The organism is Actinosynnema sp. NPDC050801 (assembly GCF_040673975.1).
Taxonomy (GTDB): Bacteria; Actinomycetota; Actinomycetes; order Mycobacteriales; family Pseudonocardiaceae; genus Actinosynnema.
In genome coordinates this window covers 388,535-399,930 of record NZ_JBFAQZ010000003.1, presented here as the reverse complement: position 1 = coordinate 399,930, position 11,396 = coordinate 388,535, and the positions used below count along the sequence as shown (strand labels likewise).

The window sequence follows — 11,396 nt, the reverse complement described above, 5'->3', positions numbered from 1 at the left end:
TCCAGACAAGCAATCTAGGGTCTTGGCGTGACACCCGACTTCGAGGCGCAGCTGCGGGCGGTCTCGTTGCGCGTGACCCGGCCCCGGTTGGCGGTCCTCGCGGCGCTGCGCGACCACCCCCACGTCGACACCGAGAAGGTGATCGAACTGGTCCGGGTCGATCACCCGAAGGTGTCCCACCAGGCGGTGTACGACGTGCTGCGCGCGTTGACCGACACCGGTCTGGTGCGGCGCATCCAGCCCGCCGGGGCGACCGCCCGCTACGAGTCCCGGGTCGGGGACAACCACCACCACGTCGTGTGCCGGTCCTGCGGCATGATCGCGGACGTCGAGTGCGCCGTCGGTCACAGCCCTTGTCTCACAGCCTCGGACGACGCCGGTTACCTGGTCGACGAGGCGGAGGTCGTCTTCTGGGGCACCTGCCCCGACTGCTCCACCGAGAACACCGCCGATGAACCGCCAGTTGGAAGGACGTAGATGACCGACCCCAAGGCAACGCCCCAGTCGAGCGCGCAGGGCGTGGACCAGAAGGCCGCGGTCGGCTGCCCGGTCGCGCACGACCCCGTGACCGCGCACGGCAGCGAGAGCGAGAACCCGGCGATCGACTCGCCGACCCCGAAGACGGGTGGCCGTCCCCGCACGAACCGGGACTGGTGGCCCAACCAGCTCGACCTCTCGGTGTTGCACGCCCACTCCTCGAAGGGCAACCCGCTGGGCGAGGGCTTCAGCTACGCCGAGGAGTTCGCCAAGCTCGACGTCGAGGCCCTCAAGCGCGACATCACCGAGGTGCTCACCACCTCGCAGGACTGGTGGCCGGCCGACTTCGGCCACTACGGCGGCCTGATGATCCGCATGAGCTGGCACGCCGCCGGCACCTACCGCACCCACGACGGCCGCGGTGGCGCGGGCGACGGCGGTCAGCGCTTCGCGCCGCTCAACAGCTGGCCCGACAACGCCAACCTGGACAAGGCCCGCCGGCTGCTGTGGCCGGTCAAGCAGAAGTACGGCCAGCAGGTCTCGTGGGCCGACCTGCTCGTGCTCGCCGGCAACGTCGCCCTGGAGTCCATGGGCTTCAAGACCTTCGGCTTCGGTTTCGGCCGCGAGGACGTCTGGGAGCCGGAGGAGGTCTTCTGGGGCCCCGAGGACACCTGGCTGGGTGACGAGCGCTACGTCGGCGACGCGGAGATGGCGGCCGAGGTCGGCGCGACCGAGATGGGCCTCATCTACGTCAACCCCCAGGGACCGCGCGGCAACGCCGACCCGCTGGCCGCGGCGCATTTCATCCGGGAGACCTTCGGCCGGATGGCGATGAACGACGAGGAGACCGTCGCCCTCATCGCCGGCGGCCACACCTTCGGCAAGACCCACGGCGCCGGCGTCGCCGACGGCCACGTGGGCGCCGAGCCGGAGGGCGCGCCGCTGGAGGCGCAGGGCCTGGGCTGGCTGAGCACCCACGGCAGCGGCAAGGGTGCGGACACGATCACCAGTGGTCTTGAAGTGACGTGGACCGACCGGCCGACGCAGTGGAGCAACCGCTTCTTCGAGATCCTCTTCGGCTACGAGTGGGAGCTCACCACGAGCCCCGGCGGCGCCAAGCAGTGGGTCGCCAAGGACGCCGAGGCGATCATCCCGGACGCCCACGACCCGGCCAAGAAGCACAAGCCGACGATGCTGACGACGGACCTGTCGCTGCGCGTCGACCCGGCGTACGAGAAGATCTCCCGCCGGTTCCTGGAGAACCCCGACGAGTTCGCGCTGGCCTTCGCCAAGGCCTGGTACAAGCTGCTGCACCGCGACATGGGGCCGGTCGACCGCTTCCTCGGCCCGTGGGTGCCCGAGGCGCAGCTGTGGCAGGACCCGGTGCCGGCCGTCGACCACGCGCTCGTGGACGACGCCGACGTCGCCGCCCTCAAGGCCAAGCTCCTCGACTGCGGCCTCACGACCGCCCAGCTGGTCACGACCGCCTGGGCCTCGGCCGCGACCTTCCGGACCACCGACAAGCGCGGTGGCGCCAACGGCGCGCGGATCCGCCTGGAGCCGCAGCGCGGTTGGGACGTCAACGAGCCCGAGCAGCTCGCGAAGGTCCTGGAGACGTTGGAAGGCGTCCGGCGCGAGTTCAACGACGCGGGCGGCGCGAAGATCTCGTTGGCCGACCTGATCGTGCTGGCCGGCTCCGCCGCGGTCGAGCAGGCGGCGCGCGAGGCCGGCTTCGAGGTGACCGTGCCGTTCCGCCCGGGTCGCACCGACGCCACGCAGGAGCAGACCGACGTCGAGTCGTTCAAGTTCCTGGAGCCGCGCGCCGACGGGTTCCGCAACTACGTGCGTGCCGGCGAGAAGCTCAGGCCGGAGGTGCTGCTGGTCGACCGCGCCTACATGCTCGACCTGACGGCGCCCGAGATGACCGTCCTGCTGGGCGGCCTGCGCTCCCTCGGCGCCAACCACGGCGGCACCCGGCACGGTGTCCTCACCGACCGGCCCGGCGTGCTCACCAACGACTTCTTCGTCAACCTGCTCTCGCCGGGCACCCGGTGGCAGCCAGTGGGATCCCAGTCGGTGGAGTCCGAGGAGCACGTGTACGAGATCCGCGACTCGGCCACCGACGAGCTGAAGTGGACCGCCACCGCGGTCGACCTCGTCTTCGGCTCCAACTCCCAGTTGCGGGCCCTGGCCGAGGTCTACGCGAGCGATGACGCCCGCGGCAAGTTCGTGGCCGACTTCGTCGCCGCTTGGACCAAGGTCATGGAGCTCGACCGGTTCGACCTCGCCTGAGCCGTCCCCGCCCACGAGCCCGGCCGATCCGCCCGTGATCGGCCGGGCTCGTCGGTTCGGGCCCGGGGTGGGCCGGCCCCACCCGTCGACCGGGGGCCGGCCGGATGGGCACGGTGCGCGGGGTCGGGAACCCTGGCGCCATGAGGAGAACACTCGGCACGATGGCGTTGGTGGTGCTGGCCGGACTCGTGACGCCGGTCGCAGCCACCGCCGGGTCCACTGTGGAATGGGGGGCGTGCCCGGCCGCGGCGGGGCCGCTCGACCCGCGGCAGGAGTGCGCGACCCTGCGGGTGCCGCTGGACTACCGCAAGCCCGGCGGGGAGCGGATCTCGCTCGCCGTGTCGCGCATCCGCACCGCCAGACCGGAGTTGCGCCGCGGGGTGCTGCTGCTGATCCCGGGCGGACCCGGCGGTGCCGGCCTGGCCCGGCCGACCACGCACGGCTCCCGGCTGCCGCGGGAGGTGCTCGACCGGTACGACCTGGTCGGGTTCGACCCGCGCGGGGTCGGGCACAGCACACCGGTCTCCTGCGACCTGGAGCCGCGTGACATCGAGCCGACCGCGTTCCTGCCGTGGCCGGGGCCCGGTGGCGACGTGACGGGCACCGTCGAGCGGGCCAGGCGGGTCGCGCAGGCGTGCGCCCGCAACGGCGGTCCGGTGGTCGCGACCATCACCACCCGCAACGAAGCCAGGGACGTCGACCGCATCCGCCTGGCGCTCGGCGAGTCCCGGCTGTCCGCCTGGGGCACCTCGTACGGGACCTACGTGGGCGCGGTGTACGCGACGATGTTCCCCCGGCGCACCGACCGGTTCGTGCTCGACAGCAGCGGCGACCCCGATCCGCGCCGGGTGGCGCGCGGCTGGCAGGCCAACTTCGCCGTCGGTGCGGAGGACCGCTTCCCCGACTTCGCCTCGTGGGCCGCCGCCCGTGACGCGGACTACGGCTTCGGCTCCACGCCCGCGGCCGTGCGCGCCACCTACCTGCGCCTGGCCGGGGAACTCGACCGCAACCCGCGGCCCGGCCTCACCGGCGCCACGCTGCGCGCCGTCATGTTCAACTCGCTCTACGCGGACGCCGGGTTCCCGCAGTCGGCCGCGTTCATGCTGGCGGCGTCGACCGGGGGACCGGTGCCGCCCCTCCCGCTACCGCCGGCCGCCGTGTTCCAGAACCTCATCGCCGCGCAGATCGCCACGGCGTGCAACGACGTGGCCTGGCCCGGTCCCGGGCACGACTACGCGGGCGATGTCGCGGACCACCGGACGGCCCACCCGCTGACCGACGGCATGCCGGTGAACGTCCAGCCCTGCGCCTTCTGGCCGCACCGACCCGCCGAGCGGCCCACCCGGGTGACCGCGCACGGCCCGCAGGACATCCTCATGGTCCAGAACCGCCGTGATCCCGCCACACCGCTCGCCGGCGCCCTCCGGATGCGCGACGCACTCGGCGACCGCGCGCGGATCGTCGTCGTGGAGTCCGGCGGCCACGACGCCTACGTGGCCAACGGCAACGCCTGCGGCGATCGGGTCGTCACCGACTTCCTCGCCGACGGCACCAGGCCGGGACACGACATCACCTGCCCCTGATCTCGTGTCCCGCCCGGATGCCGCACACACCGCAGTTCCGGTCGCGTGTGCGGCATCCGGACGTCGACAGCGGCGTGGAGCGGTCAGATCGGCCCACTTCGACTGGCAGTGGACCTCCGGAAGGTGTCGGTCGGGCACCCTCACGGCCGGTTGCGGCCCTGATCCGCCACCAGGGCGGCGAACCCGTCGAGGTGGCGGGCGAGGCCGTACTCGAAGAGCTCGTCCAGGTCCGACGCCGCACCCGGCGGAATCGTGGCCAGCAAGGGGAAGTCGCCGCCGGCGAGGAGTTCGTCGGCGTGCGCCCGCCGCGCCAGCCACCACCGCTCCAGCGGCACGCCGGTCTCCTGCTCGGCCTCGACCTCGTCCGCCAGGGGCAGGGCAGCGGCGATGACCAGCGCGTGCAGCGCGAGCGCCTCGCGAACCCTGGTCGCCATGGGCAGGCCGAGCCCGTCGAGCGCCCGCAGGACCCACTCCGTCTGGGCCATCATGTTCGGCACCAGCATCGGGCGGGTGAACGAGATGGCCCTGGGCAGCCAGAGGTGCTGCCGGCACAGCCGCCACTGCCGGCGGGCGATCAGCTCCAGCTCGGCCCGCCACCCCGACGGCCCCGGCACGGGCGGAACCGACTCGCCGAAGACCTCGTCGGCCATCTGGGCCACCAGCTCGTCCTTGTTCTCCACGTGCCGGTACAGCGACATCGGGCCGACGCCGAGTTCGGCCGCGAGTCGCCGCATGGACACGGCGTCGAGCCCTTCGGCGTCGGCGATCGCGATGGCGGTGCGCACCACGTGCTCGCGGCTCAACGCCTGCTTGGGGACGTCGTGCCGGCGCGGCCGCGGTGACGTGGTCCGGTCGGCCTCCGGGGCGGTGCGGGCGCTGACCACCGTGCCGGAACCGACCTTCGTCTCCACCAGCCCCTCGTCGCGGAGGGTCGCCACCACCCTGGTCGCGGTCGCGACCGCGACGCCCCACCGCTGGGCGATCTGCCGAGTGGAGAGCATCCGGTCACCGGGCCGCAGGGCGCCGGTCGAGATGCGGGAGCGGATCTCCGCGACGATCTGCCGGTAGCGCGGGTCCGGCCGCTGTGCTGACGACGACATGCCGGAATCGTACTAGTTCACTTTTCTGCCGTACTAGTGCACATCAAAGCCTTATACGGCAGCCTTTGTCCACGTCGTCGATACCGTGGGCGCATGGCCTCAATACAGCGTACGCAGCCGCCGCGCACAGCTCCGCCCCGTCGTGCGCGGGTCTGGTGGCGTCGCCCCTGGATCGCGCCACTGATGACGTTGGCCGCGGTGTTCCTCGCCTTCTCCGTCCCGCCCTACCTGACCCTCGACCCGTCCCTGTCCCGCCTGGAACCGCCGGAGGGCGACGACCTCTACTACCCGCTGCTCGTCGGGCACGTCCTCTTCGGCACCGTCGCGATGGTGACCGCCTGCTTCCAGGTCTGGCCCTCGTTCCGCACGAGCCACCCGCGCGGGCACCGGATCACCGGTCGGGTCTACGTCTTCGCCGGAGCGCTGCCCGCCGGGGTGCTCGGGCTCTACATCGGCTGGCACACCGCGGCAGGCCCCTCGGTGCGGGTGGCGAACCTCGTGGGCTCGGCGCTGTGGCTGGCGGTCACGATCGCGGGGCTGTGGATGGCCCGCCGGCGCCGCTACCAGGAGCACCGCAGGTGGATGTCGCGCAGCTTCGCGCTCAGCATGTCGATCGTGTTGAGCCGGATCGTCAACGTCGTGGCGACGATCGTGCTCATGCCCCAGCTGGACACGACGTTCAAGGGCAGCCGGGACCTGCTGGTGTACAGCTCCGCGAGCATCGGGGTCTGGCTCAGCCCCCTGCTCCTGCTGCTGTTCACCGACTGGCTGCTGGAACGCCGCAAGCCCACCCACCGCCCCGCCGCCCGGGACGCGGTCGGTCCTTGATCCGTGCGGCGCCGGGTTGCCCATCCCGCCGAACAGCCCTGCCGGTACTGCCGGTCGGGGGAGGTGGGTGGTTGGCCGTCGTTCGGCCGGTCCGTGGTGGCGAAACGTGCCGGGCACGCGTGCGTGATCTTCGTAGTGCGCCGCCCGCGGACCGTTGGAGCAGGTCAGCGGGGGAATGCCGAAGATCATTGTCCGGAATTCGAAACAAGTCGCAATCACTACTCAATGTTTCGTTGAAGTTTCGCTGCGTGACGGATATGCTGTGAACGCTCTGGGAGCGCTCCCATATCGATCACCGCCGCCGCTGAATCATCCGGAGAATGGAGGCCCATCCAATGCGTATGCGCAGCACCTCCAGGTCTGGTGCCAGACGACGGGGCATCATCGCGCTGGTCATCGGCACGATTGCCGCCAGCATGTTCGTCGTGACGCCGACGGCGTCGGCCCACGGCACCATCGTCGGTCCCGCCACTCGTGCCTACCAGTGCTGGCAAGCCTGGGGCAGCCAGCACACGAACCCCGCCATGCAGCAGCAGGACCCCATGTGTTACCAGGCCTTCCAGGCCAACGCCGACACCATGTGGAACTGGATGAGCGCGCTGCGGGACGGGCTTGGCGGGAACTTCCAGGGGAGGACCCCGAACGGCCAGCTCTGCAGCAACGCCCTCTCGCGCAACAACTCGCTGAACACCCCCGGCCGGTGGAGGACCACCAGCGTCGGCAGCAACTTCACGCTGCACCTGTACGACCAGGCCAGCCACGGTGCCGACTACTTCCGGGTGTACGTCAGCAAGCAGGGGTTCGACCCGACCACCCAGAGCCTGGGCTGGGGCGACCTCGACTTCATCATGCAGACCGGTAGGTACGCCCCGGCCAAGGACATCAGGTTCAACGTCCAGACCTCCGGCGGCTACCGCGGCCACCACGTCGTGTTCACCATCTGGCAGGCCTCGCACCTCGACCAGGCCTACATGTGGTGCAGTGACGTGAACTTCGGCTAGGAACCCCGACCACCGACGCCGGACTCGGCACTGCTCCGGTGATCGGTCGTCACGGAACGGGGAGGGGGACTCGACGTCCCCCTCCCCGTCCTTCGTTCCAGTCCACCGGTCCCGCGCGCAAAGGGCCGTCGCGAACGGCCCTTTGCGCGCGTTTGATCGAATTCGTCGCGTGGAGCCGGAATCCCGCGCTCAGTCCCGATTGGAACGGGCCGGCGCGACCACCGGGATCGTCCGGGGCACGCCTTCCTGGCAAGCCGCGCAGAACGGGTACCGGGCGGCCACCGTGTCGAACGCACGATCACGCTCGGCGCCGTCGAGGACGACCGCGCGGCCCTTAGACTGGCGCCATGGCATCCACCCCTGATCCGGCCTCGGGTGCCGTTGGCGGCGCCGGGATCACCATCGCGCGGATCGCCGAACTGGCGGGTGTGTCGGCGGCGACGGTGTCCAAGGTGGTCAACGGGCACGTCGAGGTCGCCGCGGAGACCCGTGCCCTGGTGGAGGGGTTGCTCCGCGAGCAGGGGTACCGGCGGCAGAAGCGGGTGAGCAAGGCGCCGCTGGTCGAGGTGCTGTTCCACGAGCTGGCGGGCGTCTACCCGGTAGAGGTGATCAAGGGGGTCGAGCGCGTCGCCACCGAGCACGGGCTCACCATCTCGCTCAGCGAGCTCCACGGTCGGCACACCCCGGACCGGAACTGGATCGACGGGCTGCTGGCCCGGCGGCCCACCGGTGTCGTCGCGGTCTTCTCCGGACCCACGCCCGAGCAGTACCGGCAGCTGCACAGCCGCGACATCCCCGTGGTGCTGGTCGACCCGACCGGTGAGCCCGCGCACGGGATGCCCTCGGTGGGTGCGGACAACTGGAGCGGCGGCTTGGCGGCGACCCGGCACCTGCTCGACCTCGGGCACCGGCGGATCGCCGTGATCACCGGCGCCACCGGGATGCTGTCGGGTCGGGCGCGGCTCGACGGGTACCGCGCGGCCATGGACGCCGCCGGGGTGCCGGTGGACCCGCAGTTCGTCCGCGAAGGCCACTTCCAGATCGTCGACGGCCTGGAGCAGACCCGTGAGCTGCTGCGCCTGCCGAACCCGCCGACTGCGGTGGTGACCGGCAACGACGGCGAGGCGCTCGGCGTCTACCAGGCCGTCTACGAGGCGGGGTTGCGCATCCCGGACGACCTGAGCGTGGTCGGCTTCGACGACCTGCCGCCCGCCCAGTGGATGATCCCCGCGCTGACCACCATCCGGCAGCCGCTGTGCGAGATGGCGGGCACCGCCACCGGCATGGTGATCGACCTGGCCCGCGGCCGGGAACTGCCGCAGCACCGCCTGATCCTGTCCACCGAACTGGTGGTCCGCGCCAGCACGGCCGCTCCCCGGCGCTGACCCCGGGACGTCGGCCGTTGCGGGTGGGTCGGCCCGCATCGGTGCGTTGTCCGCGGTGCGGGTTGTGGGCAGCATTTCCCGTTGTGGACGACGACCTGGTGCGGCGGCTCGAATCCGACGTGGCCGACATGCGGCGGGATGGTGGCGACGTAGGGCTGATCTGCGCCTCGCACCGGTGGACCACGCCGCGCCACCCGGACCTCGATGGCGTCCGGTTGCGCGAGTTGCAGGACCGCCTGCACGCCGGCCGGCAGGACCGGCCGTTGATCCGGCGCATGGCGCTGGAGCACTTCGGCAGGCGGACGCTCACGCCCTGCACCAAGGCGGTGCCGGCGATGCACCGCTACTTCGACGTGTCCTTCGGTCTGCTCGACCCCGACGGGTTCTTGCCGTGCCGTCCCTACTCGAACAACGGGTACGGGTGACAAGCAGTACCGTCGTCGTCATGCCGGATGCAGCAGGCGGTCCCGTGCTCGGTCCCACGCTGACCGAGTGGCTCAAGGCGAGAGAGGAGACCCGGCGGCACCTCGAACGCGAGACGCCGACGGTCGACGCGGCCTGGGTGCAGCGACTGGCCGACCTGTTGGTCACCGAGCGGTCGTGGCAGGACCAGTACACCGGTCTCGTCGGCCTCGGCAGCCCCGGAGGCCGGTTCCCGTCGTCCAACCGGTGACGTGCCGCTCAGCGCGCGTCGGCCTCGGTTGGCGCCACCTGCCGGCCCAACGCCAGCCCCAGGGTGATCATGGCGACCCCGGTCAGCACGTGCAGCCAGTTGTCGGCGGTGTTGACCGGCAGGAGGTTGGCCGCGCCGCCCAGGTCGATCAGCAGCCCGTACACCCACAGCAGCAGGTAGGCGATGCCACCGAGGACCAGGAAGAGCGTGCCGCCGCGCACCGAGCGCGCCACCGCCAGCCCGGCGATGCCGAAGGCCAGGTGGACGAGGTTGTGCAGGGTCGACACCTGGAACACGCCGAACAGCAGCGCGCCCGACGTGTGACCCGCGAACTCCATCGCGTCGTGGTCGGCGGTGAGGCCGGGGATGAACCCCGCTGTGCCGGCGGCTACGAACAGCGCGCTCATCACCAGCGCGAGCACCGTCACCGGCGCCCGCGTCACCATCTGGACTCGGGGCATCTCTCGACTCCGTCGAAGTAATCGCCGCCGGGGCCGCCGCAGCGGCTACCGGCAGATGCAACCGCGGGACAACGCCGACGAGGCGGTGGCGGTGCAGAACCTGACACCGAGGATGTCGTGCTCGCTCCGCGGGTGGCGGCAGGCGAGGCAGCGGTCCTCGGTGTCCGCTCGGTTGTCGGTCGTCACGTCGGGCGACAGGGCAGATGGCATGCGGTGCTCCGATGAGCGGTGTGGTGGCAGGGTGTGGGGTGTCCGGATGACTGCTCCACTGGGTTCGACGACCCGGCAGACGCCCCTGGTTCGGCGCGCGCGACGTACCCCTGCCACCGTCGACAGTACTCCGGGCCGCGCACCCGCGGGATCGGGGTGCCACGTCGCCGGTCGCCGCGGTCGACGCCGGGGCCGACGCCCGTCCACCGCGTGGCGGACGGGTCGGTGAGGGCCGGTTTATCCTCTGCGGGTCGGTGGAGCCGGGCCGCGGGTCCGAGGGGGTGGGACCTGGTGGCGGGGAAACCCACGGTGTACGACGTGGCCGAACGAGCCGGGGTCTCCATCGCGACCGTGTCGTTCGCCTTCAGCCAGCCGCAGCGGGTGCGCAAGAAGACGCTCGACAGCGTGCTGGCCGCCGCTGCCGCCCTGGGTTACGTCCCGAACGCGAGTGCCCGCGGGTTGGCCAAGGGGCGCACCGGCGCCATCGGGCTGTACTCCTTCGACCACCTGCTGGAGGTCGAGCGCGACCCGGTCGACGAGCTGCGGGCGGGTGACGAGCGGCTGTTCCCGCTCTACCCCGACGTGGTCCAGCGGGGTGTGGAACTGGAGTGCCGCCGGCGGGGTCTGGCGCTCATGCTCGGGTCCGGCGGCGCCGGGGCCGGGCACCTGTCCGCGGTCGTGGACGTCGCCGGGCGCGTCGACGGCTTGATCGCCTTCGCGGGCGCCGCGCCGGTCGACGCCCTGACCCGGATCGCGCGACGCATCCCGGTGGTCGAGCTCGGCGGCGAGACGCGGGTGACCGGTGCGCGGACGGTCCTGGTCGACCACCGGTCGGGGATGCGCCGGCTGGTCGAGCACCTGTTGCGCGAGCACGGGCACCGCCGCTTCACCTACGTCGGCGTGGCGGGCGGGACGGCGGAGTCCGCCGACCGCTTCGGCGGCTACGCCGACGCCCTCACCGCCGCGGGGATCCCCGTCGACCCGCCGCTGGACAGCCGCCCCGGCCAGGAGGCGACCACCCGCGCGGCGCTGGCCGAAGCGCGGCTGCCCGACGTCTTCGTGTGCGCCACCGACCAGGAGGCGCTCGTCGTCCTGGACGTGCTCCGCGAAGCGGGCGTCGACGTACCCGGTCGGGTGGCGGTCACCGGGTTCGACGGCATCCTCGCCGGACGCCTGTCCTCACCGCCGCTGACCACCGTGCGGCAACCGATGGAAGCCGTCGGCCGCACCGCCGTGCGACTGCTCGTCCACTCGGCCGCAGAGCGGTCCGAGCGGTCCGAGGAGGCGGGGACGCCCCTGCCCACCGAGCCCGTCCTCCGCCGTAGCTGTGGCTGCCGACCCCCGCGCTGACCTGCCCGAACCCGCGCCGGCGGAGCTGCCCCGCCA

12 protein-coding genes are annotated in these 11,396 nt (G+C 71.8%); 9 read left to right on the top strand and 3 right to left on the bottom strand.

Annotated features, from left to right (window positions below):
- Positions 1-27 precede the first annotated feature (27 nt).
- The 3 genes from AB0K14_RS09790 (at position 28) to AB0K14_RS09780 (ending at position 4,352) form a co-directional block, all read left to right on the top strand.
- Complete coding sequence (locus tag AB0K14_RS09790; protein WP_360464148.1) at positions 28-477, top strand: Fur family transcriptional regulator; 450 nt, start codon at positions 28-30, stop codon at positions 475-477.
- Positions 478-2,769, top strand: coding sequence for a catalase/peroxidase HPI (gene katG, locus AB0K14_RS09785; protein WP_360464151.1), 2,292 nt, complete (start codon positions 478-480; stop codon positions 2,767-2,769). It begins immediately after the preceding gene.
- 140 nt (positions 2,770-2,909) lie between these two features.
- Positions 2,910-4,352 (top strand): alpha/beta hydrolase, encoded by a 1,443-nt coding sequence (locus AB0K14_RS09780; protein WP_360464154.1) that lies wholly within the window; start codon positions 2,910-2,912, stop codon positions 4,350-4,352.
- Positions 4,353-4,492: 140 nt separating this feature from the next.
- Here the strand turns inward: AB0K14_RS09780 and AB0K14_RS09775 are convergent, their stop codons facing one another.
- Entirely contained in the window at positions 4,493-5,452 is a 960-nt protein-coding gene (locus AB0K14_RS09775) for a TetR/AcrR family transcriptional regulator C-terminal domain-containing protein (RefSeq protein WP_360464157.1), read from the bottom strand.
- Positions 5,453-5,635: 183 nt separating this feature from the next.
- Between AB0K14_RS09775 and AB0K14_RS09770 the strand changes: the two genes are divergently transcribed.
- The 5 genes from AB0K14_RS09770 to AB0K14_RS09750 all read left to right on the top strand — a co-directional run bounded on the left by AB0K14_RS09770 (position 5,636) and on the right by AB0K14_RS09750 (position 9,339).
- Complete coding sequence (locus tag AB0K14_RS09770) at positions 5,636-6,280, top strand: DUF2306 domain-containing protein (protein WP_360464159.1); 645 nt, start codon at positions 5,636-5,638, stop codon at positions 6,278-6,280.
- 335 nt (positions 6,281-6,615) lie between these two features.
- Complete coding sequence (locus AB0K14_RS09765) at positions 6,616-7,281, top strand: lytic polysaccharide monooxygenase (protein WP_360464162.1); 666 nt, start codon at positions 6,616-6,618, stop codon at positions 7,279-7,281.
- Between the two features lie 347 nt (positions 7,282-7,628).
- A complete protein-coding gene (locus tag AB0K14_RS09760) occupies positions 7,629-8,666 on the top strand; it encodes a LacI family DNA-binding transcriptional regulator (protein WP_360464165.1) in 1,038 nt (345 codons plus the stop codon).
- A gap of 83 nt (positions 8,667-8,749) precedes the next feature.
- Positions 8,750-9,091 carry a hypothetical protein gene (locus tag AB0K14_RS09755; RefSeq protein ID WP_360464168.1) on the top strand — a complete coding sequence of 114 codons (342 nt, stop codon included), beginning with the start codon at positions 8,750-8,752 and terminating at the stop codon, positions 9,089-9,091.
- A gap of 20 nt (positions 9,092-9,111) precedes the next feature.
- A complete protein-coding gene (locus AB0K14_RS09750) occupies positions 9,112-9,339 on the top strand; it encodes a hypothetical protein (RefSeq protein WP_360464171.1) in 228 nt (75 codons plus the stop codon).
- A gap of 8 nt (positions 9,340-9,347) precedes the next feature.
- Here the strand turns inward: AB0K14_RS09750 and AB0K14_RS09745 are convergent, their stop codons facing one another.
- Together AB0K14_RS09745 and AB0K14_RS09740 are read right to left on the bottom strand one after the other, a co-directional pair.
- Positions 9,348-9,800 carry a DUF4383 domain-containing protein gene (locus AB0K14_RS09745; RefSeq protein ID WP_360464174.1) on the bottom strand — a complete coding sequence of 151 codons (453 nt, stop codon included), beginning with the start codon at positions 9,798-9,800 and terminating at the stop codon, positions 9,348-9,350.
- A gap of 45 nt (positions 9,801-9,845) precedes the next feature.
- A complete protein-coding gene (locus AB0K14_RS09740) occupies positions 9,846-10,010 on the bottom strand; it encodes an RGCVC family protein (protein WP_360464177.1) in 165 nt (54 codons plus the stop codon).
- A 291-nt stretch (positions 10,011-10,301) separates the two neighbouring features.
- Between AB0K14_RS09740 and AB0K14_RS09735 the strand changes: the two genes are divergently transcribed.
- On the top strand, positions 10,302-11,360 hold the full coding sequence (locus AB0K14_RS09735) for a LacI family DNA-binding transcriptional regulator (protein ID WP_360464180.1): 1,059 nt from the start codon (positions 10,302-10,304) through the stop codon (positions 11,358-11,360).
- Positions 11,361-11,396 lie beyond the last annotated feature (36 nt).

Coding starts and splice junctions, on each gene's coding strand:
- katG (WP_360464151.1), top strand. CDS start 478: ATGACCGACCCCAAGGCAACGCCCCAGTCGAGCGCGCAGGGCGTGGAC.
- AB0K14_RS09780 (WP_360464154.1), top strand. CDS start 2,910: ATGAGGAGAACACTCGGCACGATGGCGTTGGTGGTGCTGGCCGGACTC.
- AB0K14_RS09775 (WP_360464157.1), bottom strand. CDS start 5,452: ATGTCGTCGTCAGCACAGCGGCCGGACCCGCGCTACCGGCAGATCGTC.
- AB0K14_RS09770 (WP_360464159.1), top strand. CDS start 5,636: ATGACGTTGGCCGCGGTGTTCCTCGCCTTCTCCGTCCCGCCCTACCTG.
- AB0K14_RS09765 (WP_360464162.1), top strand. CDS start 6,616: ATGCGTATGCGCAGCACCTCCAGGTCTGGTGCCAGACGACGGGGCATC.
- AB0K14_RS09760 (WP_360464165.1), top strand. CDS start 7,629: ATGGCATCCACCCCTGATCCGGCCTCGGGTGCCGTTGGCGGCGCCGGG.
- AB0K14_RS09750 (WP_360464171.1), top strand. CDS start 9,112: ATGCCGGATGCAGCAGGCGGTCCCGTGCTCGGTCCCACGCTGACCGAG.
- AB0K14_RS09745 (WP_360464174.1), bottom strand. CDS start 9,800: ATGCCCCGAGTCCAGATGGTGACGCGGGCGCCGGTGACGGTGCTCGCG.
- AB0K14_RS09740 (WP_360464177.1), bottom strand. CDS start 10,010: ATGCCATCTGCCCTGTCGCCCGACGTGACGACCGACAACCGAGCGGAC.